This is a genomic window from Corynebacterium mustelae, from assembly GCF_001020985.1.
In the GTDB taxonomy this organism is placed as follows: Bacteria; Actinomycetota; Actinomycetes; order Mycobacteriales; family Mycobacteriaceae; genus Corynebacterium; species Corynebacterium mustelae.
This window is the reverse complement of the sequence record NZ_CP011542.1, coordinates 75,503-101,836: the sequence shown is the minus strand read 5'-3', so window position 1 is coordinate 101,836 and position 26,334 is coordinate 75,503. Positions and strand designations below refer to the sequence as shown.

Sequence of the window (26,334 nt, the reverse complement as noted above, 5' to 3'; positions counted from 1 at the left end):
CCACTTTGCCGGTGAGTGTGGCCGCAGAGCGGATTACCGCAGCATTGTCCAAGCCGACTTCTGCGGTTGTGGTTCAGGCGCCACCTGGGACTGGCAAAACAACCGTGGTTCCTCCAGTTATAGCTAATATAACTGCACCGCAGAAGGTTGTTGTTACGGCGCCGCGGCGGGTTGCGGTGCGGGCTGCGGCCCGTCGATTAGCGGATTTAGATGGTTCCATGGTGGGTGATCGAGTCGGCTACAGCGTACGAGGTGATTCCCGCCCTGGCTCATTGGTCGAATTCGTTACCCCTGGCATCTTGATCCGACGGCTGTTGCGAGATCCCGACTTGCCTGGGGTTGGGGCTGTGGTGATCGACGAAGTCCATGAGCGCCAGGTTGAAACCGATTTATTGTTGGGAATGCTTATTGAGCTGCAACAATTGCGTGACGATCTCCGCCTGGTTGCAATGTCTGCCACCGTTGATGCCGACCGATTTGCGCAGCTATTATCCGCACCAGTGATAGCAACCGATGCTGTGACATTCCCGTTGGATATTTCTTATCTACCTGTACCTGGTCGCATTGAGTGTAGTCGTGATTTCGTTTCAGCGATTGCCCAGCACACGCTGGAGCACATGCAGGGTCGAGAAGATTCTGCTTTGGTGTTTTTACCAGGGTTGCGCCAGGTGGAGCACTGCCATGAAGTGCTTAGTAATTTGACTGATATTCCGGTTTTCGCCCTGCATGGGCAGTTATCGGCAGTTCAACAAGACCAAGCCTTGCGTTTTACCGGGCAACGTATTGTGGTTGCCACCGCCATCGCGGAGTCTTCTGTAACCGTTCCGGGGGTTCGCCTTGTAGTTGATGCTGGGTTAGCTCGGGTGCCGAAACGCGATGCAAACCGCGCAATGACAGGATTGGTGACAGTTAGTTGTAGTAAATCCAGCGCCGATCAGCGAGCTGGTCGTGCGGGACGTGAGGGCCCTGGAACCGTCCTGCGCATGTATGAACAGCGCGAATACCAGCGGTTTACCGAGTTTTCGGTTCCGGAGATCATGTCGGCAGATGTGACCTGGCCAGCCTTAGCGGTGGCGTGTTGGGGCTCAAGCATTGCGGAATTGCCGTTGCCAAACACTCCGCCGGAGGCTGCCTGGCAATCCGCGATCCGCACTCTGCAGCACTTGGGTGCGGTGGATAGCAACGGGCAGGTGACCGATCTGGGGCGACAACTAGCGTTGATTCCGACTGATCCGCGGCTTGCCCGGGCGTTGGCGCAGCTGGGCCCGGCCGCCGCCGAAACCATTGCTGCATTGGGGGAAGATCCACGGGGTGACATCGTGCAGGCTATCGTCCAGTTACGACCCACGTCGCGGTTTTCCGCCGAGGTTGCGCGGTTGTCGCGGATTGCCGCACCGCTTTTCGACGCCCCCACCACCCATGACGACACCACCGATGTGGATCCAGGTGTTGTTGTAGGGCAGGCGTTTCCCGATCAGATTGCCAAGCGCGTCGGCGAGGAAAACGGTAATTCAGTGTTTCTTCTTGCTCATGGCAGTCGCGCGGTTTTACCACCCCACTTAGGCTTATCGCATGCCCAGTGGTTGGCTATCGCCACTGTCACTATCGGTGGAAAAGGCAACAGCAATGCGATCATTCGTGCAGCTGCGGAAATCGATCGGGAGACGGCATTAGACATTATTGGAATTAGTACCAACTATTCTTGCCATATCGACAGCGGTGTTATCAAAGCGCGGCGTATCACACACGCCGGGGCAATCGTTATGAATACCACCAATATTGCTATTGATGAAGTTCCGCCCGCTCTTGCCCAATCAGCCATCTCCGCTGAGATCTCACGCCGGGGCCTAGATATGTTTTCGTTTTCTAGCAGCGCAACCGCGTTGCGTCACCGCCTGAACTTCATCAGTCGTCAGGTGGGTGAACCCTGGCCGGATGTCGAAAAGCTTGACCGAACGTACTGGTTGCAACCTGAGTTGACCGCGTTAGCTCAGGGGGTTCCCATCGCAGACATCGACATGCATGCTGCGCTACTGCGCATTCTTCCCTGGCCGGAAGCGAACTCCTTTGATGCACTCGCCCCAGAAACCCTCACTGTTGCTTCTGGCCGTATGGTACCAATTGACTACTCCGATGGCCGCCCTGTTGTGCGGGTAAAACTACAGGAGTGTTTTGGAATCACCACGTCTCCCGTATTCTGCGGTCGTCCTGTAGTTTTTCACCTACTCTCGCCTGCCGGACGTCCGCTGGCCATAACCGATGATTTAGCCAGCTTCTGGTCCGGCAGCTACCACAACGTGCGGGCTGAAATGCGCGGGCGGTATCCGAAGCATCCGTGGCCCAAAGACCCCCTTACTGCCACTGCCACCGCGAAAACCAAGCGACATTTGGGTTAAGGGATATGAAAAGAATTGAGAAATCTATAGATGCACTACGTGCTAGCCTGGCGCGCCCCACAATATTTCTTGTGCACGTCGGTATGCCTCATGATCGCTGGGATCAGATTTTTCCACCGGAATAGTGTCTACAATGACCGGAAGGTTCCGCCACGAAACTTGAAAGATATTTTTCTTTCCTACAATATCTGGCAACGCCTCTGATTTATCAAACATGTGTTGGCATAAATCCATAATATCGTTATGTGCTCTAATTTCTGCATAATCCATCCCGTTTCCAAAAATCCTTTTCTGCTTACTAACTACGCAGGTTAACGAGGGATTAAGGGGAAATTCTTCAATAACAAAGTCTTGTAATTCGATCATTTCTGGCGGGAAATGATCGCACAAAAGGCATTGTTTTCTATAGAGCCGATCTATATAGGCTTGTCGCTCATCAGCACCGGAATAAAGGGTCCGGTGGTGTATTTTTCGCACGCAATTATCACCATCGGCTATCACCACGGAATGGTAGCCTAATCCCAAAACCTCACACCCTTTTTTGCGGTAGTTCCGTGTCACCAAATTAAACATAAAATCAGGCAACCCCCTCACCGCGAGGACCCCTACACGTGAGGAATATTTTTGCAGCCACCCCTTATGAGCCTCTGACTCAAGAAAGCCCGGGCGAAAGTAATCATTTCCGCCCAATGTGACACTGTCATAAGCAATTCTCTTTAATTCAGGAAAAATCCGCATTATTACAGCATAATAACATTCGTTGCGTAAAATCGGATTTACAAATGAGAAAATTGTGAGAATATTGTTTGCATAAAATCTAGGATTTTGCCCAAGTGCTAACCACTCAATAGCGCATCATAAACCTATTAACTATAGATAATAGGTTTATGATGTCAACATTATTCAATAACCGGGTTAATCTTTGCCATAATCTCGGAAATTGCCTTGAGATCATCAACATCAAGACCCAGCATTGCGGTTACTTCAGTTTCCATTTCGGAAGCTTGGGCCTTAAGCTTCCTGCCACGCTGCGTTAAAAAGAACAGAACCCGGCGATAATCTTTGTGGTCGGCTTGTCGGCGCACGTATCCACTGGCTTCCATACGTTTAAGTAGCGGCGAAAGGGTACCGGAATCCAAGTCGAGTGGCGTGGATAAGTCGGCGATTGTTTGGCCGTCTTTTTCCCACAGGCATAGCAATACAAGGTATTGCGGATAGGTAATGTTCCATTCGTCAAAATATGGGCGGTACATCCGCTGCATGAGACGTGACCCGGTATAGAAGTGGAAACTAATCATGGTGCGCAATCTCTGCTGATCGGACATACCCCAGATTGTATTGCACCCAACCTGGCTAAATGTAGGCTTGGTTAAGGTTAGCCCCAAACGGTTAAACCCGATTTTTACCCCATACGGTCATTCAAAAATATAAGCCAATTATTTACTTTGATTTACCCCCTATTCGGGGTGGCTTTTAGGTCCTCAGACGTCTTTTTTGCCATTTCAGGCCGGGATTTGCCCAATTGCTGAACCCATCAAAGAGATCATCTACATTGTCCGCAACAACTATCGCGTCAAGATACCGCTCCCAAATGAACCCATCGTCCCCCATTGCTCGCAGGGCGTCGATAAGCGGAGTCCAGTAATCTCCAACGTTATACAGCGCAACCGGCCCGGTGTACGGACCGATCTGTTGCCGTACTAAAACTTCGGAGAGTTCCTCCAAAGTCCCCATTCCGCCGGGTAGCGCAACAAATGCGTCGGCTAGCTCTTCCATGCGCATTTTACGCGCCATGATATTCTCAGTTACTTCTAATTTGCTAAGTTTTGGATGAGCCAATTCCAGATCTTTCAAATCCTTTGGCATTACCCCTATCACTTCGCCACCAGCATCAAGACAAGCGTTAGCAGCTTCCCCCATCAACCCCACGCTTGCCCCACCATAGACCATTGTTATTCCCCGGCGCGCAAGTTCTTCACCCAGCTGCCGGGCAGCTACCGCAAATTCAGGGCGGTTTCCAGTTACCGAACCGCAGTACACCGCAACGGCTTTAATCGCTGGACTCAAGGTACGCAGCATCACCCCAGATGCATTTTTTGACACAAAATCGTTGCGGGCATAGAGCCTACGTGCGGGGCTTTCAGGTTCAACAGTGAGTGAAATTCCGGGCCAGCCGTGGGTCCGGCCATGATGAACGGCTTGTTTAATCAACCATCCACCCAGGCCCTTTCCTTGCCAATCCGTTTCAACATTGACAACCAGTTCTGGTACTTGGTCATCAATGAACCCATCGGCTTTGATAAAAGAAACCCACATGCTGGCGATTGGATTGTTCGTTTCATCTTCTAAAACTATGCCTATGTCGCCCCGGGTTGGGGTGAATTCCAAATATTGGTTGAGTTGTGGTGTTTCTAGGTCGGCCCGGTCGTATCGGTGGGTTATCCGATTTCGATTTCTAAGCACCGCATTGGCGCGTAACTCTACGTCTTCGGCTGTCATTGTCCGTGCGTGAAGTCCGTCGGTATCCGGTTGTGTGAAAACGAAAGGCATGTCTGTAAATTCTAAACCCCAGTACCGTAAATCAATAGAATGGGCACTATGAACAGGCGATTTTCGGCAGAATCCACCGCGCAGTGCCCTTCCGGTTTTCTCAGCTTGCTTAGCCAGGCCAGGCGAGTTCATGTGTTTAGTGGCGCAGGGATGTCGGCCGAGTCGGGTCTAGATACGTATCGAAATGATAAGACCGGGCTATGGGAGAACGTTGACCCTAAGGCGATGGCGAGTATTTCGGCGTGGCACCGGGATCCAGATCCGATGTGGGCATGGTATCTGTGGCGGGCGCATCTCGCCAGCAAAGCAGAACCTAATGCGGGACATATGGCATTGGCGCGGTGGGCTAAATTGGTACCCGAATTTCATGTAACAACGCAGAATATTGATAATTTACACGAACGGGCGGGGCAAAAATCAGTGAGCCACCTGCACGGTAGCTTGTTTGCTTGGCGTTGTACTGATTGTGGTACCGCAGCCTCCGATATTTCGCTTATCGACGCCCCCGTCGCGCGGTTAGCACCGCCAAGCTGTGAGTTCTGTGGTGGCCTGATCCGGCCTGGCGTTGTATGGTTTGGCGAAGCATTGCCAGAAGACGAGTGGTTAGTTGCCCAGCATTGGATGATGAATGCGGATCTGGTGGTGATTGTGGGAACTTCGGGAGTAGTGCAGCCCGCTGCATCTTTGCCTTATGTGGCACATCAGTTGGGGACACCGATTGTTGAGATTTCTCCTGCCAAGACGGAACTGTCTGCGCTATGTTCGTTCAGCTGGGACAGTACTGCTGCGGTTGCTTTGCCCCTAATTACGCAGTACGTAGATAACTTATAAAGTTATTAAACTTTTACCAAACTACAAGGGATTATTTTTATGCATAAAGCTGCCATCAACTGGAAGATTTATACAGATAAACAATAATAACTTTGAAAGATTGATTGAAAAACCCGTGATTACTCAACAGAGTAGCAAAAAGCGTTAGTTTGAAATTGAAAGATTATCGAACGCTCTAAAGTAATAAAAACCAGATGACCTTGTAATATTTTCCTGACCACCAATTACCCATCCGGAGACGTATCGACAATTTTGTTTTAACGTCTTTTCCTATACATGAATTAGACAGAATAGTCTACTGCCACTATGCTTTCTTCCCATGCGAACTGAAAGCAGCTTTAGTCATTCGACTATATTCACCGGACCGAGCAATCCGGCCGCGCTATGTCTACAATTAATTCGACTGAAGCAGCCGGTAACCCGCACCTTCTTGGTCGATCATTCCCCACACTCGCAGCCAACCATTACCCGTGCGGTACTTGGATTGATGGGTGCTCAATTAGTTCGGGAGCGTCCCGACAAAATCATGCCTATCGGCCCCGGACGACCAAAGATTCCGCTGGAGCTGACCCCAAGCCCCTGGGTTCATGTTGGCATGGCTATTGGCACAAAATCCACATACTTAGGCGTCTATGGCACTCGCGGTCAATTGCTGAGGGAACAATTTGTGGAAATCAGCCCTGCAGAGCACAGTGTTCAAAATTTTGTTAATGAGATGGTGCCCCACATAATCCGCATGGTGTCGGATAGCAAACTACCACTAGCAAACTTAGGGATCTCTACCTCAGGAATAGTGGATGATCACTCACTAATCACCGCAGCCAATTTGGGTTGGGATCATGCCGATATAGTCAATCCACTTCACCAGGCACTAGATGTGCCGATCACCATAGCAAGTGTCATTGAGGCTATCGCTGGTGCGGAGCAGCACACCCAGATTCCGCCAAAACCTGCTCCCAAACCTCGACCAAACCAAAAGCGTTTACCAAAGGTGCCTAAGGTACATGAGCATCGCGGCCTGATTTTCTATGTGGATGATTCCATTGGCGCTGCTGTTCATACCTATAACTCCGTGAAGTTATTAGAAGTAGGCAATTACACAAGCGTTGAAGCTGCCGCGATGGATCTGGCTTCCAAGACTTCGCCGGACACCATAGTTCTGGCGGGTTCAGCTTTTGAAAATTCCGCAGACGCCCACGCTGTTGGTCGGGCGTTGCGGGCCTCCAAGCACGCAAACGTCGAAATACGCGTTATTCCGACCCATATAGATAACGCTCGGGCTGCAGCTCGATCGGTGGCCTTGAGTGGGCTTTTGACCGACCCGATCAATTTCGCAAAACAAATCGTTACCGGTTCCTCGCAGTACGCGATCTAGCCGCTAGCGAAAACTTTGAACATCATGTGGGATAAGGGCTTTATAGGTTGCCTTTCCCACGTGATTGCTCTTCGTAGGTAACTTCACTGAGATCAAGTGCCTGCGAAGGATCAGCCTGCCCCGCGGCAGTCTCAACATATCGCGCAGCATGTGGAATAAACGCTTGTGATTGTTCGTCGGAAAGCTCCCGGCGCACTTTAGCTGGAACCCCAGCGGCGAGGGATTTTTCAGGAATTTCCTGTCCCTCCAATACCACTGCACCTGCTGCGATAAGCGAACCCGCACCTATACGAGAGCGGGATAATAGCGCTGATTTCATTCCCACTAAGACGCCATCAGCAACGGTGGCGCCATGTACTAGCGCCAGATGCCCCACCGTCACATCGTCGCCAAGCGTGCAAGGGGCATCAGAGTCGACATGGAGCACACAATTATCTTGGATATTGGTTCGCTCCCCCACCCGGATTGCATTGACATCCGCCCGAAGCACGCAACCATAGAACACCGAAGAATGTGCCCCGATTTCCACATCGCCGATGATGGTTGCTGTAGGCGCGATATAGGCGGTGGCGTGGATGCGTGGTGTTTTACCGTTAAACGGCAGGATAAGTGGTCCAACAAAATGGGTCATAATTTACGATACCTTTCAACGAATGAGCAGTACCTTAAATTATGACCCACTTTGCTTTGTTTTATCAGTAGGTGCCGTTAGTACGGCACAGACTTTTAGTAGCGGTCATTGACACGGCGGGAGGCGTTTCGACCTGGGTGAGCAGGTTGTTCATTGCCATAACCCATCGCGATAACCAACGCGACACCGTGCTCACCATCAGCCGGCAGCCCAACAGCCTCAAGGACCTTTGCTTCATCCCAACCGGTGGTTGGTGAGGTAGCCAAACCTTCAGCCTGTGCAGCAATCAAAGCAAAGGCGCCGACTAGGACTGCATCTTTCATGGCAGATTCTCGCAGTTTTGCAGCATCCAGCGATTCGAAGTACTGAACAACACCAGCACCGTAATCTTCACCAAGAACATCAATAATGTCAGTCGGAACTCCAGTGCGAGCAACGACAACCAAAACTACTGGTGCGTCCCGCAGCTGTGTCTGGTTCGACGCAGCAAACAAACCGTCCTTGACGGCCTGATCGCGGACAACAACGAGATCAGCACGCTGGAGGTTAAAAGCGGTAGGGGCCTCTAGTGCCAAAGAAACAACGTTGTCTACTACCTGGTCGGTTAGTTCTTGATCGGTGTAGCTGCGAATTGCACGTCGGGTTTTGATTGCTTCAGAAACGTTCATGTTTTCTCTTTCTCTTGGTGAAAAGTCAATTGATACTCAGCCTATCATGTTGTTGAAGCGTCATCAAAATTTTCCACGTTCCGGCTATACCCATCATCAAATCTGCTCCCTACATGGGTGCAGCCATTTCAGCTACAGTTATGTGTGATGATTGACTTCGGACAACCAGCCAATATAGTTGCCCCATTATTACTGGGTGCCACAATTTCACACGCTGGGGTAACCATCCGCATCACCGAAGTCGAGGCCTATTTAGGCGCATCCGACCCCGCCTCCCACACCTACCGCGGAATGACCCGACGAAATATTGCAATGTTTGGCCCACCCGCCCGGCTATACGTTTACCGCTCCTATGGCATCCACCTTGCTGGAAATATTGTGTGCGCCCCAGAGGGCGTGGGACACGCATGCCTACTACGGGCTGGCGAAGTGATTGACGGTATCCCATTAGCACTTCAGCGTCGTGGCCAAATGCCATTTCACCGACTAGCCCAAGGCCCCGGCAATTTCGGAGCCGCGCTAGGGTTAAGCCTTGAGTTAAATAAAGAATCCATCTACGGCCCACTGGTGCAATTCACCGAACGTAGCGCCGTACCGGAAATCGTTCGCGGTACCCGGATTGGCATCTCGAAAAACACCGAAGCCAAACTTCGGTTTTGGATCCCCAATCACGCCAGCGTATCCGCCCGTAAGGGCTATCCGCCCCAGCCTGATCAGCATAGGGAATGAAATTCTGGTTTGCTGGAGTTATGACTCCAACACCCGCGCATTCATCTCAAACCAATCAACAGTCTGATGATTTACCGGCCGAAACCACGACGAACACAAAACGACACACTCTACCACTGGTAGCCAGGATCCCTACCGCAAAAATCTTTGAAGACGATTGGCGTTCCCGCACGAGCCCAAAGCACCCTTGCCCAGTTATCCTGATTCACGGTACCGGCGAGACCAAAGCGTGCTGGGCAGGGCTTGGCACTGAGTTACGCGAATTAGGCTATGCAGTATTTGCACCAGATTTCGGAAATCGAAGCACCGATGCTGTCGCAGAATCAGCTGCACAAGTCGGCGCTTACATCGACGCGGTTTTGACCGTAACCGGAGCAAGAAAAGCTATATTGGTGGGCCATTCCCAAGGCGGAATACTAGCTCGCTACTGGATGCACTTTTTAGGCGGCAGTAGCAAAGTCCATCAACTCATTTGCTTGTCGGTTCCCAATCATGGCACTCAACCGGGTGGTTTCCTACCCGATATTGCACTAACCCCACATGTTCAGCGACGCATCCATCAGCTCATCACCGCCTGGTTTGGCCCGTCCGGTTTTGAAATGCTCAGCGATTCACCGCTTATCGACGCCCTAAACGCAACCGGTGACACGATCCCCGGAATTCACTACAGCTGCATCACCACCCGATCCGATGCAATCATCACCCCAGTAGAGTCATGCTTCTTAGATGGGCGCCACTCCAACAATATCTACGTACAAGACACCGCACAGCACATGCTCGTTATGCATGAAGATATGCCGTACAACAAACACGTGCGGGCATTAGTCGTTGCAGAAATAGAAAACTGTCCGCCACTTGACCCCGAAATACCCGAAGCGGAAGTACCAGTGCCATTTTCGCTGCGCGCCAAGCGAGCACTGCGAGTACTACGTGGCTAAAAGTAGACCAATCTGTCTACCAATCTTGCATTGTCATCAACAGAGCGTCGAAAAGCAAGCTGCACTGCACCTTTAACAGATATCGAATGAAAGAAAAACCAGGATAACCCCAGCAGGATACCGCCAACTTTACAAAGCATCGCAGACCGCTTAGTCTAAAGCTTCATTAGCAACAATTCTTGGTTAAGGAGAACATTCATGACTAATGGAGCAACCAAGTCACGCATTATTCCCGCGTGGCTACGTGGCTTTGGTGTCCAAATTACCTTGGGTTTGATCATAGGTGTGATCCTCGGATTGGTAGCCCGCAATCTCAATGCAGGGTTACCCGAAGAGGAAATGAGCTGGTTAAGCAGTGTTTTAGCCTGGCTTGGCGGCACCTATGTGCAACTATTAAAGATCATGATCGCGCCACTTATCTTCGCGGCTGTGGTTACCTCGATCTCTAACCTCCGGAAAGTTGCCAACGCCGCACGGCTTGCAATTCAAACCCTCATCTGGTTCGCAATTACCGCATTCTTCTCAGTGACGTCCGCAATCCTGATCGGCTTGATCTTTAAGCCAGGGATCAACAGCACAATCGACGCAGCAACCGCTGCTGAGCCAAGCAAAACTGGTTCCTGGCTAGGCTTTATCAACTCTGTTATCCCCAATAACATCCTTGGGCTCACCGCAAAGGTTCAGGATTCCGGAACCACTTTAGATTTCAACGCCCTACAACTGATCGTCGTATCAATGGCCATCGGCATCGCTGCACTTAAAGCTGGTAAGGCCGCCGAACCATTCTTAAGCTTCACCGAATCCCTTCTTAACGTGGTCCAGGTTGTGCTGTGGTGGATCATCCGCCTTGCACCAATCGGCACCGCCGCCCTGCTCGGAAATGCGGTAGCCACCTACGGTTGGGATGCCTTGGGGTCGCTGGCGCAATTCGTCTTCGTGATCTATCTAGGGCTTGCAGTGGTTATCTTCGGAATCTACCCAGCAGTACTCGCCTATCACCGTATCCCAGTTATTGGATTCTTCAAGCGGGTATGGCCAATCACCTCGTTAGGTTTCGTTACTCGGTCATCTATGGGAACCATGCCGGTTAATCAACGCGTTGCCGAAAAATCAATGGGAGTTCCTCGCGCATATGCTTCCTTTGCAATCCCGCTAGGTGCCACCACCAAGATGGATGGTTGCGCAGCGGTATTCCCAGCAATAGCCGCAATTTTCGTTGCAAACTTCTACAACGTGGAATTGAATTTCACCCACTACATTCTCATTGTTTTGGTGTCAGTTTTCGGTTCCGCAGCAACCGCAGGCACCACTGGCGCAACCGTCATGCTCACTCTTACCCTGTCAACATTGGGATTGCCGCTGGCTGGCGTAGGGCTGCTGCTGGCAACTGAACCGATCATTGATATGGGACGTACCGCAGTTAACGTAACCGGCCAGAATCTGATTTCAGTGATCGTCGCCAAGCGAGAAGGTCTGCTTAATCAGAAGGTCTGGGACGCCGCAGAGCACGGACATTCCGCTTTCGACGAAGCAGTCAACGAAGATCCGATTGATGCTGCAATTGATTCAACCCCCGAACACATGTCAGAATCGGCTACTACACCATCAAAATAGCTCGCAGAAAATCTCGGTTGCGTAGTTAATTTAAGTGGGTGTCTACCTGAATCTTGGTAGACACCCACTAGTGGTAACAGCACCTTAAACCACCAACCAGCTTCGGCTAGAGCTATGGGGATATTTTTTGTTGAGACAGTGTGCCGCCCCGCCCAGCTCATATATTGTCAGCTGTTTTTTGGAGCGGCAACGTCCGTTACGCCCTACGGTTGCGCACCACCATAGCTAGTGCCGTACTAAATAAGGCCGCAGCACACAATGCCCACATGTGCACCCCGCTGCCACCAGTTAAGGGCAAATCACCTTGCTGGATGTCATTTATATAAAAGACCACATTATGCTTGGGGTTTCCTTTTCCGTGGTGGACGTCGACTCCTGGCGTGTCAGCAGAATTCACGATCGTGCCTTTGGGCCACGAACCAGGGCGAGACTCGATTCTAAATAGTACCGGTGCTGGTAGGAGATGGTAACCATCAGGCGCGCGTTGCTCCACCAGATAGTACGTTCCTGCTGCAATTTCCGTCGGCAACGCGAGGAATCCTTCTTGACCCGGTACTGGCGTGAAATCCTGTAGCTTATTCCCCATTCGAAAACCGCTTCCCTTTGGGTTCGCCACAAATAACTCGAAGTGCGCACCAGCTACCTTGTGGGTACGGCTTGAGTTATTACCGTCTAATCCGAATTTTTGAATAGCTACCGAGATGGTACGCGAGTTTTTAATATTCTCCACCTCACAGACAATCGGCCCGAAAGCTTCAGTTTCGGTCATTCCCGTTGTGGAGATCGCAACGCTAAACGCATTCTGCTTAAAACGCTGTGAACTAGTTGAATCCCGGACAGCACCAACCTTAACTTGCCTGCCGTTTCTGGTACATCGCGCATACTGTGGTGATCCATCGCGACCAGTAGCCACACTTTTTAATGCCACATCTGGTTGTGATCCTAAATTTTCAGTGATGACAATCTCGCCGTCCGCAGCACTGGATCTGCGATATTCAAAAGCCGCTTCGCCTTCTAGATCGGTCGTTGCGGATTCGTGAATCAGTCTTACATTTCCTGAATTACCAACCTGCGCGCCGAAATTCCACCCTGCAACTTTTTCACCGCCGGTATAACTAACGTTTTCAGTCCCAGAGATATATTCGGTCAATTTTTTCTTGACAATGACCTTGTTATGACACTCCTGCAAAACCCGGCGAACAAGGGCATCAGTTACAGCCTGAAAATCCTTAATCACGTGATAGTCTTCGCCACGTTTCCCACCGGAGATATATTGCAGCATGTCAACGTCGGTGGTCCATCCCGCTATCGCCTCGCTGTAGCTCCGATATACGTTATCAGCGGTGCTTCCATAAATATCCTCCACGTTTTCTGGTTTCGGAATTCCAGGGTGTGCTCCCCAGAAGCCCCGATTTTTCTCTGGCACACCCCATGCATAGCGGGCTTCTCCCCACTGCGCTCGCGGATAATAATATTCCCAATAATCACCATCTTGTTGGTAAGCGGCTTCGTCGCGCAGCACACCGATCCGGTTGCCACGCAACCCAACCGATACCGCCTCAACTCGGGTGCCTTGTTCCTTAATAGCATTAGCGATGGTGACAGCACGGTTAATGTCACTTACGTGGGTAACATAACCTGCATCACCGCGCTGCTCGTATAACAGTCTCCAGTTCAGGCGGTCGTAATCCCGTTTGTCCAGCCAGTGTGCAGGCGCTTGAGCCCATTGTTCTTCCCAGCCAACGTAATTAGTGGGTTGTCCGTCAGTTACGAAATAAACAATGTCGAGGTTTTGCTTAAGTACATTCGCCAAACCTGCTTCCCAGTTAGTGCCGCCGGCTTGTCGGTCGATCGCCAATGCTTTAACTGTGTTGATAAGTCTGTCCACATTCTCCGAACTCTGCATGTCCAGCGGATTGGTCCACGTTCTACCAGTCGTATCGCTGCGCATTGCAGGAGAATAAGAGGCAAAGTTGTAAATCCCAAGTTCCGTGCTGGTGCCCCGTAACCCATTGATGATTCCGAGTCCCGCCTCCTTGAACTTTGCCAAACCGTCATCACCGATTGACGCAGACAAATCAAAAACCACACCTACCCGTTGTCCGCATCGATGCACCACCGGTGGATTTGGCACAACAGTTGTATGTAGAAAGCCCATGGCAGAGGAATCTGATACCTCATCATCGTCTAGTTCACATACTCGGACTTCCACTGTTGGTTTACTCACCCGAGGCGAGTATCCGCCAGTGGTGTCACCTCGGAATATAAAACCTACCTTGATCGTTGACCCCGGACGAATCTTACGGGAGTCGGAAAAGGTGATAGTGAGCTGGTTTTCCTCATATCGGAGGCGAAAATCCTGTTCGGCTTCTAAAGGTGCTCCATCTATATGGACAACTGGTTGATAGAAAATATCGCTGTGCTGGCTATTTTTAAACTGAAACGATAGCGCATCCCTACGCATGGGTGCATTGTCATCTTGATCCACGACATGGGTCGCCTCGTACCCGAGACGACTATTTATCCGCTTCCGTACCCAACTAACACTCGCCGTATCCCAGAAACAAAGTCCTGTATGCTGCTCCACCGAGTCGCTATACTCTTGCTGTTTCTCACCAGGTTCCGGTAGCGAGGTTATCTCTCCCGCAACAGTTATTGAAACGGTATTCGGATCGATTGTCGGCACTGAAGAACTCTCATACTGCATGCGGATATGTGCATCCGCAGCCAGAGTGATTGGCTGTGTAAAATCAATCGAAAGTTTGTCTCCCACCACCGCAATGTAGCCATCAGCAAAATTAGTTTCCGCAGTCAGCCGTAATAACTGATACTCAGGTGCAGAGTTCATAGGTGTGCTGACCCGCCACACTTTCAGTTGCTGGTGATTGCTTAGAACCTGCCCCAACGAGGGAAAAGCCACGTCGATGGTATCGACACTTCCCCGAAGATTTGCTCGCGTTCGAATATCCCATTTTTGTTGCTCAATCCGCGCTATAACGTGCTCATATTCGGTCACTGGCACCGATTGCTTGGCCAAGGTGGAGTCTACAAACGGCTCCGGTTCTTGTGCTTCAGTTGCTGACGATGTCTCCATGTGCGCACTGTTAGAAGGAGGAGTTTTGGTAGACAACTGCGCAGTCTCATCTGATTCCACGGAACGTGCATCGATCGAAGTCGCCGATAGTGGGGCAAGACCACCACAGACCAGGGCTGTAACCAATATCGCCACGCTTTTTCGTAACCGCATTCGAGATAGCATGGGCAGATTACCTCCAGTCCTTCGGATCTGTGCGTTTTCGAGTAAATAGAACAACCATCCCCACAATCGAAACTAAGAGACCAATGGCAACGACGATGGCAGAATTGGCACCGGTGCGGGCCAAAGACGATGGTGACGAGATGCTGGGCACCGGGTGGCTTTCCAGATTGGCCGGATTTTCACCCAACGGGTCTGGAAAGCTTATCGACGACGGTGCAGCCATCACTTTCGGTTTGACAAAAACCTCCACCGAATCGTTCCATAAACATTCCTCGCTGATGGTTGGCAAGATAACTAGCTGTGGTTCGACATCTACTATCCGACGCATGTGTTGCACGTGCTGTCTATCGTTGGCTTCGTCTAGGTGCGCTGACTGCATATCACGAGTGTCGGTTTCATCAATACCAGCGGGGGCATCGACTGATAGCAAATACAAACCAGGAACCAGTCCGGTGGCTTGTGCAACCCCATCAGCATCGGTCACGGTCGAAATCGTTTCCTCGAAAACACTGCTAGGTCCCGCAAGTGCTGTTGTGACGCTGTAGTTATTATGGAGTTTTTCAATATCGGTAAGAGTGGCATCCGAAAATCGTTGAATCCGTACCGCATACCCACCAAGTGGTCGAGGATTCCGCTGCGCTTGACTGTCATAGGGATTTTCTTTAGGAAGATGCACCTTAAGATCAATCGCTTCTGGCAGTATTGCGGTACTGGGTTGATGTGTACAATCCAGGCGAGCCGGGCCAGTAACAATATTGGTTGCCTGCACAAACGGCGCAATACTTGTTTGGAATACCGCAATAATCATGACACAAACTATGGATATGCCTACCGTAAACAGCGTGGACTTTTTATGTGTCAATAGCCACCCGTTCATGGCTGCTCTCCATTGATTTTCGGACGTGATCGACGGACCATGACCATGATCCAGGACAATAACAGTGCGGCGGCACAGACCGCGCTGAGACCAAATAGCCACATCCACCATTGGATATTCATGCCAGAACCATTCAAGGCGTGTTCGTCAGCGGCATTCATGGGCACTTGATGTGCGGTGACCAATATGCGGTGACTGTTAACTCCGTATGGTGTGCAGGTTATGAGGGTAAGTAAATCTTTGCCCTCTTGTTTGTTCAATGAATCCGTTTGGTCTGGCAGGACCACCTGCATGTCGTGGATTTCATATTTCAACCGCTGCCCCGCTACCGCCACGTAAATGGCATCGCCGATTTTAACGTCGGCCAGGTTATCAAATAGCGTTGCTACTGATAACCCAGTATGACCGGTAAGCACACTGTGGGTTGATTCGCCGCCGATTGGCAGATCGGAGCCGAATAGATGACCCACCCCTTTATGCAGCACCTCCTCGGTGGTTCCGTGAAAGACTGGCAGGTCGATATTCACGCTGGGGATTACCAACCGTGCCATCACATCAAAGGCATCAAGTTGATGGAGGTACTCTTGGTAATCCGTGTTATCTGGGGTAATGCGTGCTAACCACGGGTCAAGGATAGGGCCGGTGGCGCGATTCTGATTGTATTCGTGCGCTGCCGCTACCATTTCATTGAGCACAATTGGATCTTTATCGCGCTCTAGTGTGGAGTATTGCTCAGCAACGCGCAGTTGCTTGTAATTATTCCATTGGGTGGCGGCAACGGGGTAAACCAAAACCGCAATGCCCACGATAATAACGAGTGCTGGCAACACTATTCGTCGAAAAGCACTTGGCTGAGCTTTCGGAGATGTCATTATCGTGTGCATTGGTTACGCTTTCTTTGGATTTCTTTTCTGGTTACTGGACTATGCCGTTACGGTGTTGCGCCGAGCGAACCAGGCACCAATACCGATGATTGCCAGGCCCAACAGGCCCAACAGGGTTACGCCTGCACCACCAGTAAGTGGCAGGTTAGGGGTGGTCTTCAGTAAGTTTGGAACCTTGAGATCCTGGGTCATTTTCGTGCGTACTTGCTCAGACCTCAGGTCGAACTGAATAGGTTGTGGCGATAATTCATACTTGGCATTGGCCTTTGTTTCCACCAGGCAGTACTTCTTGCTGGGGCTTGAAACCGGGGCTCCGTTTTCAAAGTCGGTGACGTGCAGACCTTGAATCTCTACTTCACCTTGGCTGCCTTGAGTAGTCCAGCTGGTTTTACCGCCTACAGTCAATTTATTGCCAGCTAGCACCGGAGATTCCGCGCTTCCGGTACAACGATAAAGCTCAAAGGTAGTATCTGGGATCTTGATGTTTTCTTTGCCAGCTTCGTGCTTGATTACCTTAACGTTGCCGAAGATGGTGGTTACTTTGTCAGTCTTAGTACCGACTGGTGGTTGGGTTGGGTTGTTCACCCCAGCACCTGGAGTAGGAATCGCACCGAAACCACCGCCAGCGCCGTTGTCGACATAAACGACTGCCTCATTTTCCACCAATGGGGTGCGGGTTGCTTTTGCCGTGGCTTTGATCGTTGCCACTACTTTCGCCTGCCCCGGTGCTGCCCGATACGCCTCAGTGAGTTTGCTAAGTCCTATTTGGTCGAACTCAATCCGAACTACTTTCTGGCCGTTTTGCCAACCGGCAGAACCTGATGGTGGGCTATACCGAGCGTCAACATCTACCCGGTAATCTACGCCTTTGGCCAGCGCTTTAGTGGTACCTGCCACGGCAACGGTGACATCATCTGCGACCACCGACAGCTGGGTTTCATCAATATCATCCCAGATGATGAGTGATTGATAGCCACCGCCTGCGCTGGTGGGCAGATCGGGAAGCACATTGGAAATGGTGTAGGTCAGTTTATGCCCAGCATTGACTTCAGCGTCGATTACTTCCTTAACGGGCTTTGGCTGCCGTTGGTTCTTTGGATAGACATGCAGATTGTAGTTCCACGCATTATTGTTGTCCGGGCTTGTCATTGGCAACATAACCAGAAACGGCTGCGCCCGGTGGACATCAGCTGGCGCATTAGTTTCGGTTACTAGGTAAAGCCCTAATTTCAGGTTTTGGAAATTCGCTTCTCCGGTAGGGCCAGTCACTTGGGTGACTTTTTTATTTTCATTAGCCACAGCTTGGTCGATGGCTGCTTTATCCTTCGGATACCGCAGTTTCGCAGCTTCGCTGAACTGTGCCGCATTGGTAATAGGCTTAACCAGCGCAACCTGGTAGGTAACACCCTGTAGTGGTTTTCCACCTGGGTTGTTATTGACTAAACCATTGTCACGCGTTTCACCTGCTACACCTTCACGCTTGTGGATAGTCAGGCTGCTGTCCGTTTTAGCAAAATTGATTACTCCAGGTAGTACTTGGGTAGCCATTGCTGGTGAAGCAAAAACTGGACCGATTGCTGCGGAGCCAGCAGATAACGCAATTGCTAGAATCGCAGAGTGTGCTACAGCCCGCATCTTCCGGGACGTGCGCATGCGAAAATCCTTTCTGCTATTGAATCTTAAGTTGAGACCCCAACCTGAGAGGATTGGGTCAAAGCTCATAAGCAGTGGGTTACCGCTCATGAGAGCGATGCGCTGGCGGTTGCTCCCTGCGTTGTTAATGGTTGCGGAACCAGTAAATAGCGGGGTTGGGCACGCAGAATTGATGGCTTTACCATTGGTATTTCGCCATTTCATTCTGTGGTTAGACCGTGGGGCACATGACTAACTAAAAACTATCCCCACTTAAATCAGGTTTCAAAAAGACTGACCTGAAAAATTTTAAGAATTATTTCATTTTTAGAACAGCATTTTCTTTACATAGATATATATTGTGGGTATTTTTACCCCCTACGGAAGGTGTCCCGTCAACAAAAGTGCTACAGGGTGAAATTTCACACCCTGGAAAAACGTATCTAGCAGCGGAATTATGTTTATAACAGGAATTTTTCGTTTTATTAATCCATGCATAACTCACCCTCTCCAAGCGAAAACTGCCAGGATCTTTTCCTAGCCACCCCACGCCTGCAACTCATTACCCCCGCTTAAAATTTTTGCATTTTTCAAGAAAATAATGTACGAAATTTTCGGCAAAATAATTTACCCCATTTCGGGGGTGAACCACCGACACTACATTGATCGCCGTCCGGCCATCAAACACCCAAACCCAAGCCAGCCACACGCCCAGATTCCCGCCATCAACACCACCTCTAGCACCAATAATTAGTTGCATTCCACCTACAACTAATTAACAATCATGGCTGTAAAACACAGTTTTATTCAGGAAAACGTTTGTATAAAGAAAAGGCTTAACCCGTTGTTGAGGCAACCACTTTTGCATAGCCTTCTCGGATCGATGGTCATAATTTGACTAACTACTTGCCACTAACACATGACCATCAATGCACCCAAGCGGTAGCACAAAACCGATTTATAGTTATGAGAATAAGGGGCACAACAGGTGAAGCAACGAGAAAACTGGGGGTATTTTTGTGCAAATATCGCTGGGGGTAACTATTAGTAGACGAAAGTCTACTTTCTACTCGATCACTTAACCGCTAATAAGAATCTCTTGCACGCAAGCCTTATTGGTAGCTAACAAACCACGGCTGTGGATCAATCTGAGTTGTCTGCACTGGATCAAACATCGGAGTGTCCTCATCTATGAAGTTCTTCCAGGCCAAGAAGATTTCAGGTTGCAATCCCTCACGCAGCGTATTCCACGTATCAAACTTTTGCTCTGGGGTACCATGCCCATCAGCATGCAGAACGAATGCCAATTCCGGGTGGTTGACGTTCATGTTTTCCCGGCCCTCAATCATCGCCACTTGGAATTGATGCAGGATCAGAATTTTCTGTGGCAAGTTCTTTTCTCGTACTAACTGGGCAAGCCAGTCAGAAACCTCGTCGATCTCGGCACTGGTGGTGTTTCCTACCCGTGCCAGTGGCCGCTCGTCGGGTTTAATTTTCCATTCTGGATCGAGAGCCAATCCCACATGGGGCAGCTCTAGTAGTTCTTGATACCGCTTGGCTTGATCTAGGAAGCTGGCATGCCCAGGTTGAAGATCTAAGATTGCGTAACCACCAGCAGCACCAATTGCATCAACATATGGCTTCAGGTCCTCAACCTTGGATTCATTTGAATAATCGCCATCATCACCCGCAGAGCTTGATGCCACTGTGGCAATAATTTCGAAGGCGGGGACGTAACCATTATCTTTGTCCAGACTTGCCTCCTGGTATTGGCGCACCAAGTCTTCTACTCTATGCACTGCTTCTTCTGGATTCTGCTCCCCCATTGCACCCAACGCGGGTCCGCTTGGGTGCCCGTATAGGGCGACCATTCTTCTACCGGGAAATACCAATCCGGTCTCGCCACCAGGAACCGGTCCTGCTTTAGCTAGAGATAACTGTTTTTCCAGGCCAGCGCTACCACCAAAATCACTACCAGCGGCGATAATTGTTAGGTTTTTCGGCTCCGCCACCTGCTTCATCACAGAAGCGCTCGCCCGCACATCGGAAACTGGCAGCAACTCAATGCGAACTCCGTGAGCCATAGCGGTGACAACATTGGCCAATGAGGCATCTTTGCCTAGAACCACCACCGTATCGTTAATGGTTGGTTTGTATCCGTGCAAGAGGTTTGCAGGTGTCACCGCTTGTTCCGTGGGATTTTCTAACTGAACATCATCAAGTTTTTCCGTTGCAATGACTGAATAATCCTTTTTCATTTCATCTGCCATTGTTGTCGCACCAGCACCATCTGTAGGTGTAACTAGCGCTGCCTTCAACTGGACAGCTTTGCGTGCGTGTTCTTGGAACCGCACGTCGTTATCATCCCCGATAACGACGTCGACTGAATCTTCTCCAGATAATTGCTGTAATAAGCCGCGCCCAGTGTCGTCGTCGACAAGCGAAGGCGGCGGCGTCTCCTGTTGCGCCGCGGAGGCATTATCCGCAGCAGCCGGAGTTTTCCCGCCTTGGTCGGCGCTACAGGCACTCAGTGCCATAGTGACGCCTATCGACGCTACAAACACCCAAAACTTCCTAGTTCCAAAACCCATAATTGCAATATCCTATCTAAACGGTACTTCCGCCACGGTACGGCGCAATTTCCTCGTCCGCAATCGTTCCGGCGTTTCTGCAAGATGTTCCACAGCCCGTACCGCACACATCACATGTGCTTCCTTAGAATTGGAATAGAAAGTCTGAGCAGCAGCTGGTAATTTTGGAACCGCATGTAATGGCAGGTCAGACACGCTCAACAACGTGCCATATGGTATCCGATATCGGTAGCCATTTCCCGCCAACGTAGCCGATTCCATATCGCAACCAACTGCGGTGGAACCACGCAACCATTCCCACAATGCTTTGGGGGTATGCCACTCCCAATTGCGGTCATCGGTGGAAATGACGGTGCCAGTGCGCATCAGTGATAGGTCAGACCCATAGATTTCGGTCACGCTTGCTTCTAAAGCGCGCTGTACTTCTGGAACCGCTGGGATTGGCAGATTTATCGGAATATGTCCATCTAACAGGTGGTCGCTGCGCTGATATGCATTGCCTAAGATCAGATCCCCCATCCGCATACGTCCGTCCAACCCAGCACAGTGACCGATCATCACCCACGCTTCTGGCCGTAAAACCGCCAAGCAGTCAGTAATTGTCTTGGCATTTGACGGACCCACCCCGATATTTATCATGGTGATTCCGTAATTGTCGGCAGCCACCAGATCAAACCGTGGCATTTGATACTTAACTGCGCCTACCAATTGATCAACGTCAACCATATCGATAGTTTCCGCCGTGATTTCGGTGCCATCAGCTAGCACCAACGCCCGATACCGGGAATGGGGATTACGTAATTCCGCCAATCCGAAGCGCAGAAATTCCCGAGTGTGCATGTCATAGTTTGTGAACAGAATGAACTTTTGCACGGTATCTACTGCTATCCCGGTGTAGTGTTCAATCCGTGCGCACGCTATGTCAAAGCGTTGGGGGGTGAAGTGGAAAAGCGGTTTTTCGTCTTGGTGAAACGCATCCCAATCGCCGTCAATGATGGCATCATCCACGTCGTCAAGGCTGGGACGGGGGATCTCTGGCGATCGGCGGGCACCGGTCAACTGGGTAGCTGTTGTTGCCAACCCATCAATGTATTCCGGCGGGATTCGGATCCCAGAATCAGAAACAAAAATGGTGCAATCGTAGTTTTTGTTCAGCCGAGACAATTGCTCTATCAAATACGCTGATAACAGCGTAGGTTTAGAGATAACCGCCGAATACAATCCTGCATCATCAACATAGCCGAAAGGTTCCGTGCGATCCACCGGGTGCCATGAATTAACCCGCACTGTAAGTTTTGGATACGTCACATCGGCGTAATCAGAAAAATCACCATTGGATATTCCAGTCTCCAATACCCGGCGCGCAGTCGCCACCGCTGCACCGTAGTGATGTTCGAGCTTTTCGACGGCCTGCGCTGGCGTTAATCCAGTACGCAAGGTCCCAGTGGCGTGTGGTGAATTCATAAGTTAGTGAACTCCTCTGACCAGAGTCGTGACCGTTAATTAAAAAGTGTACTGGTGATCGAAACAATCAGCATGGAGCGCAACTCACACTCAGGTTAGTTATCCCATGGCTCTTCCAATTTTCCAGTACCCCATGAAGGCAACATCGCTGCGTGGAATGTGGAAGTCGCGTACAAGTATCCGCCGAATTTTCGTCACCGCTCCGCTTTCGCCCGCAATCCAAAAGTATCGACGCCCAGGGGACTGTACCTCGTCTGTAATGTCGTACCCGGCGGCGGAATAGGTCGGGGTCTCCCACACAAGCTCCGTTACACCATCCAGTGTGGTGGATTGCGATTTGTCGGCAGTCGAGGGCGTTTGTGATTTTTGAATACCCACATTATTGCCCAAAAAGGTAGTTATTGCTTGTATGAGTTGTGCACCGGGTTCCTGGTGGTTCTCCCGATGAAACCACTGAACGCTAAACCCTGGTGGGCACCGTAATTCCTGGTAGTCTGCTTTTTCGGGGACTTCAATAAACACCATCCCCGCCACATTGGACACGGTGTCATCTTGGGCACTGAGGTCTTCAAGGATGCGGCCGATAGCTGGCAGTGCAGTTTCATCTCCCACTAACACGATTTCCGAGGCGATCGCGGGCTGAAATTCGATCCCTGGCCGCGGTTCACCTATAGCTTCTGGCTCAGCGGGAGATGTTGGTCCGACAATAACCACGGTGTCACCGACTTGTGCTGCCTCAGCCCAACTACCCGCAGGTCCTTGCGCTCCAGGTTTAGAATGAAGCACGAAATCAATTACGAGTTCAACGCCAGTTTCCCCTTGTTGAATATCGCGGATTGAATAGGATCGCATGGGAGGTTGAAGCGATTCTGGCAGTTCTTGCCATTGCTGGTACCAACTATCAAGTGGATGGAATTCTGGGATTTCGCCACGGGAGTTGGGAAATAGCACTTTGATCCGTCGGTCGAAGATCGGCATAGTGGTATCGAGTGTGGCTAATTCTGGGCCGTTGAAGTATATCCGTACAAAATTGGGGCTTAGCCGGATAGTCTGCGAAACCTGTGCCCGCATCGGTTGATACATGTAGAAACTGCCTTAATGGTGATGTCGGCTTTTGGGAGTAACTAACGGGGTGTGTGAAATTGGATCGTCAATAACCACACAATCGATACCAAAGACCTCATGCATGGTCTTGGTGGTTATGACTGTTTTTGGCGAACCAGAAGCAATGATTGCACCCGATTTCATAGCTATCAGGTGGTCGGAGTATCGAGCCGCTAGGTTCATGTCGTGTAGCACCATAACGATGGTGGTTTTGCTTCGCGAGTTGAGATCAACCAACAGGTCTAGAATCTCTAGCTGATTAGCCACATCAAGATAGGTGGTGGGTTCGTCGAGAAGCAAAATATCGGTTTCTTGGGCTAGGGCCATCGCTACCCATACTCGTTGCCGCTGCCCCCCGGATAATTCATCGACTGGACGGTGGGCTAAATCTTTCGTCTGGGTCATGGTTAATGCATCAACAACGACCTCGTAGTCGCGTTTGTCCCATTTACCCAGCAACCCCTGGTACGGGTACCGCCCTCGCCCAACTAAATCGCTGACGATGATACCTTCTGGAACTACTGGTGACTGAGGCATCAACCCCAGTAATTGCGCTAACTGTTTACGTGGATATTCCTCCAGCCGCCGGGTGTCTAGCGTAACCTGCCCTGATGTTGGAGCTAAAAGCCGCGAAAGCGCGCGAAGTAGCGTGGATTTGCCGCAACCGTTCGGCCCAATGATAGATGTTATTTTTCCAGGCGGGATGGTAACTGATAACCCGTCGATTATGGTGGCGCCACCATAATCCAAGATCAGGTTGTCGGCAGCTAGCTCCCGGAGATTGTAGTCGGTTGTTGCGAAGGTCATACCGTTGATCCTTTAGCTCCAGATTGCGCGATAAGTAGGTACACCAGAAATGGCGCTCCCAAAATTCCGGTGATTACTCCCACCGGATACCGAACTCCCAATAGGTGCTGGCCGATAAAATCCGAAAATAGCACCAAAATAGCCCCGACCAAGCCAGCCACCACCAAGGTTGCTGGGCCAGGTCGACTGATTCGCATCGCTATTGGCCCAGACATAAACGCAACGAACGAAACGGGTCCTGCGCTTGCGGTGGCGATGGCAACCAAAAAGACCGCTGCGATTACTACTTTCAAGCGAGTTGCTGCCACTGAAATACCCAGGGCGGAGGCTGAATCGTCGCCAAGCCGTAGCAAATACAGCCGATGTGATTGAACAGCCAGAAATGGAAGCATAACAGCACAGCTAATAACTACTGGTAGCGTCCGTTCCCAGGTTGCACCATTGAGCGAACCGCTCAACCAGCGCGTGGCAGTAGCCAAATCCCACACCGCAGCTTGCGAAAGGACGAAAGAAACGACACTCATCAACATCGCAGAAATTCCAATGCCGATGAGGATAAGTCGGGTTCCGGCAAAACCACCAGCGGCGGTGGCGGATAAAAAATAGATGCCTAATGCAGTGACCAGCGCACCCACTAATGCTGCAATCGATACTGCTGTTTGTCCCCAACCTAAAAGAACAATTGCGGTCACCCCCGCAGCACTTGCGCCGGAGGAGATGCCAATAATGTCTGGTGAGGCTAGCTGATTGCGCAATAGCGACTGAAAGCTGTACCCAGCTACTCCAAAGCTAAAACCCACCGCTATGGCTAAACTGGCTCGCGGCAACCGTAATTCGCCCACCGCGTAATTCGCACCTGGGACATGCTCACCTAAAATGACACCAATCACCTGCATCAAACTGAAGTTTCGGGTTCCTAGCATGAGGTATAGGAAAAACCCTAGGACAACTACAGCGAAAAGCAGGCCGAATGTTCGAATAAACTGCATTCGGCGGCGGTTACGGGCAAACGTTAATTCACTGATGAAATCTGTTTTTGTCATGATCCCTGCATCTTGTATCGCCGCACAATCCAGATGAACAATGGTGCTCCCATTAGCGGCAGAAGAATACCTACCGAAATCTCACTTGGTTTTGCAATTACTCGCCCAAGTGTGTCCGCCAGGACTAATAGAACTGCACCACAAAGCGCAGAATACGGCAGCAACCACCGGTGATCTGTTCCCACCAGGAGTCGGCACAGATGGGGAACAATCAGCCCTACAAAACCAATCGGCCCGGCAAGTGCGGTGGCAACCCCACACACAATCACAGCGCCTAACGACGCAAGTAATCGCGCTCGAACAACATGAAGACCCAGTGCTGCGGCAATATCGTCGCCTAAGGCAAGTGAGTTCATTTGGGTTGCACAACCAAGGCAAATAAAAACACCAACGACGAACACTGGCATGGCAATCGCTATGTCTGTCCAATTCGCGCCGCCCACGCTGCCTATCTGCCAGAAGCGAAATTGATCCATGACATCGCTTCGCGGTAGCAATACTGCACTGACCATAGCCGACAGTGCGGCAGTTGTTGCTGCGCCAGCCAAAGCGAGCTTCAACGGTGTGGCCCCGCCATAGCCGATAGAGCCAACGCTATAGACAAATACTGCCGCTACTGCTGAGCCAGTTATTGCTACCACGATGGTGGGAAGCTGCCCTGATAAATCAAAAAACGCGATGCCACAGGAGACGAAGAAAGCCGCACCGGCCAAAACCCCGAAAATACCGGGATCTGCCAGCGGGTTTCTGGTAACGGCCTGCATTGTAACTCCTGACACCGCAAGACCGCCACCAATCAGCGCAGCAAGTACTGTTCGAGGAATACGTACCGAGACCGCCGCTTCACTAGCGGTGGCACTGCTCCCACCAAGTGCACGAACAATATCGCCGAAATCTACGTCACGGACACCAAACGCTACCGACGCGGCCATAGCCAGGGC

Annotated in this window: 21 protein-coding genes; 6 read left to right on the top strand and 15 right to left on the bottom strand. The window is 50.8% G+C overall.

The features are described from left to right. Positions 1-11 precede the first annotated feature (11 nt). Positions 12-2,396 carry an ATP-dependent helicase HrpB gene (gene hrpB / locus CMUST_RS00470; protein WP_236690133.1) on the top strand — a complete coding sequence of 795 codons (2,385 nt, stop codon included), beginning with the start codon at positions 12-14 and terminating at the stop codon, positions 2,394-2,396. Between the two features lie 42 nt (positions 2,397-2,438). Here the strand turns inward: hrpB and CMUST_RS00465 are convergent, their stop codons facing one another. The 3 genes from CMUST_RS00465 to CMUST_RS00455 form a co-directional block, all read right to left on the bottom strand. Beyond that, positions 2,439-3,134, bottom strand: coding sequence for a hypothetical protein (locus CMUST_RS00465; protein ID WP_144414081.1), 696 nt, complete (start codon positions 3,132-3,134; stop codon positions 2,439-2,441). A 161-nt stretch (positions 3,135-3,295) separates the two neighbouring features. Beyond that, positions 3,296-3,721 carry a MarR family winged helix-turn-helix transcriptional regulator gene (locus CMUST_RS00460; protein WP_047260871.1) on the bottom strand — a complete coding sequence of 142 codons (426 nt, stop codon included), beginning with the start codon at positions 3,719-3,721 and terminating at the stop codon, positions 3,296-3,298. Positions 3,722-3,869: 148 nt separating this feature from the next. Then, positions 3,870-4,946: a TIGR00730 family Rossman fold protein gene (locus tag CMUST_RS00455; RefSeq protein ID WP_047260870.1), complete on the bottom strand. Its 1,077-nt coding sequence runs from the start codon at positions 4,944-4,946 to the stop codon at positions 3,870-3,872. Between the two features lie 48 nt (positions 4,947-4,994). Here CMUST_RS00455 and CMUST_RS00450 point away from each other — a divergent pair, with 48 nt between their 5' ends. Both CMUST_RS00450 and CMUST_RS00445 read left to right on the top strand, forming a co-directional pair. Further along, positions 4,995-5,777, top strand: a complete 783-nt coding sequence (locus CMUST_RS00450) for an NAD-dependent deacylase (protein ID WP_047260869.1) — start codon at positions 4,995-4,997, stop codon at positions 5,775-5,777. A gap of 319 nt (positions 5,778-6,096) precedes the next feature. Next, a complete protein-coding gene (locus CMUST_RS00445; protein WP_047260868.1) occupies positions 6,097-7,152 on the top strand; it encodes an ROK family protein in 1,056 nt (351 codons plus the stop codon). Positions 7,153-7,192: 40 nt separating this feature from the next. On the opposite strand, the gene CMUST_RS00440 is transcribed toward CMUST_RS00445, so the two are convergent. Then, the gene (locus CMUST_RS00440) at positions 7,193-7,783 is read right to left on the bottom strand and encodes a gamma carbonic anhydrase family protein (protein WP_047260867.1); all 591 of its coding nucleotides are present in this window, start codon (positions 7,781-7,783) and stop codon (positions 7,193-7,195) included. 95 nt (positions 7,784-7,878) lie between these two features. Beyond that, positions 7,879-8,451: a nitroreductase family protein gene (locus tag CMUST_RS00435; RefSeq protein ID WP_047260866.1), complete on the bottom strand. Its 573-nt coding sequence runs from the start codon at positions 8,449-8,451 to the stop codon at positions 7,879-7,881. Positions 8,452-8,598: 147 nt separating this feature from the next. Between CMUST_RS00435 and CMUST_RS00430 the strand changes: the two genes are divergently transcribed. The 3 genes from CMUST_RS00430 to CMUST_RS00420 all read left to right on the top strand — a co-directional run bounded on the left by CMUST_RS00430 (position 8,599) and on the right by CMUST_RS00420 (position 11,732). Then, positions 8,599-9,180, top strand: coding sequence for a DNA-3-methyladenine glycosylase (locus tag CMUST_RS00430; RefSeq protein WP_047260865.1), 582 nt, complete (start codon positions 8,599-8,601; stop codon positions 9,178-9,180). A 20-nt stretch (positions 9,181-9,200) separates the two neighbouring features. After that, positions 9,201-10,118, top strand: a complete 918-nt coding sequence (locus CMUST_RS00425) for an esterase/lipase family protein (protein ID WP_083987661.1) — start codon at positions 9,201-9,203, stop codon at positions 10,116-10,118. A 198-nt stretch (positions 10,119-10,316) separates the two neighbouring features. Then, entirely contained in the window at positions 10,317-11,732 is a 1,416-nt protein-coding gene (locus tag CMUST_RS00420) for a dicarboxylate/amino acid:cation symporter (RefSeq protein WP_047260864.1), read from the top strand. 196 nt (positions 11,733-11,928) lie between these two features. On the opposite strand, the gene CMUST_RS00415 is transcribed toward CMUST_RS00420, so the two are convergent. The 10 genes from CMUST_RS00415 to CMUST_RS00365 all read right to left on the bottom strand — a co-directional run bounded on the left by CMUST_RS00415 (position 11,929) and on the right by CMUST_RS00365 (position 26,325). Then, positions 11,929-14,991 carry a SpaA isopeptide-forming pilin-related protein gene (locus CMUST_RS00415; RefSeq protein WP_047260863.1) on the bottom strand — a complete coding sequence of 1,021 codons (3,063 nt, stop codon included), beginning with the start codon at positions 14,989-14,991 and terminating at the stop codon, positions 11,929-11,931. 7 nt (positions 14,992-14,998) lie between these two features. Continuing rightward, positions 14,999-15,799, bottom strand: coding sequence for an LPXTG cell wall anchor domain-containing protein (locus CMUST_RS00410; RefSeq protein ID WP_144414080.1), 801 nt, complete (start codon positions 15,797-15,799; stop codon positions 14,999-15,001). Between the two features lie 65 nt (positions 15,800-15,864). Next, positions 15,865-16,740, bottom strand: coding sequence for a class C sortase (locus tag CMUST_RS00405; protein WP_236690132.1), 876 nt, complete (start codon positions 16,738-16,740; stop codon positions 15,865-15,867). Between the two features lie 51 nt (positions 16,741-16,791). Further along, on the bottom strand, positions 16,792-18,405 hold the full coding sequence (locus CMUST_RS00400; protein WP_047260860.1) for a SpaH/EbpB family LPXTG-anchored major pilin: 1,614 nt from the start codon (positions 18,403-18,405) through the stop codon (positions 16,792-16,794). A 1,091-nt stretch (positions 18,406-19,496) separates the two neighbouring features. Further along, positions 19,497-20,975 carry a hypothetical protein gene (locus tag CMUST_RS00390; protein ID WP_052844449.1) on the bottom strand — a complete coding sequence of 493 codons (1,479 nt, stop codon included), beginning with the start codon at positions 20,973-20,975 and terminating at the stop codon, positions 19,497-19,499. Positions 20,976-20,987: 12 nt separating this feature from the next. After that, positions 20,988-22,439 (bottom strand): AMP nucleosidase, encoded by a 1,452-nt coding sequence (gene amn / locus CMUST_RS00385; RefSeq protein ID WP_047260858.1) that lies wholly within the window; start codon positions 22,437-22,439, stop codon positions 20,988-20,990. Between the two features lie 99 nt (positions 22,440-22,538). Then, positions 22,539-23,522 carry a siderophore-interacting protein gene (locus CMUST_RS00380; protein ID WP_047260857.1) on the bottom strand — a complete coding sequence of 328 codons (984 nt, stop codon included), beginning with the start codon at positions 23,520-23,522 and terminating at the stop codon, positions 22,539-22,541. 12 nt (positions 23,523-23,534) lie between these two features. Beyond that, positions 23,535-24,350 (bottom strand): ABC transporter ATP-binding protein, encoded by an 816-nt coding sequence (locus CMUST_RS00375; protein WP_047260856.1) that lies wholly within the window; start codon positions 24,348-24,350, stop codon positions 23,535-23,537. Further along, complete coding sequence (locus tag CMUST_RS00370) at positions 24,347-25,393, bottom strand: FecCD family ABC transporter permease (protein ID WP_047260855.1); 1,047 nt, start codon at positions 25,391-25,393, stop codon at positions 24,347-24,349. The genes CMUST_RS00375 and CMUST_RS00370 overlap by 4 nt, the downstream gene beginning before the upstream one ends. After that, a complete protein-coding gene (locus tag CMUST_RS00365) occupies positions 25,390-26,325 on the bottom strand; it encodes a FecCD family ABC transporter permease (RefSeq protein ID WP_083987659.1) in 936 nt (311 codons plus the stop codon). The genes CMUST_RS00370 and CMUST_RS00365 overlap by 4 nt, the downstream gene beginning before the upstream one ends. Between the last annotated feature and the right edge of the window lie 9 nt (positions 26,326-26,334).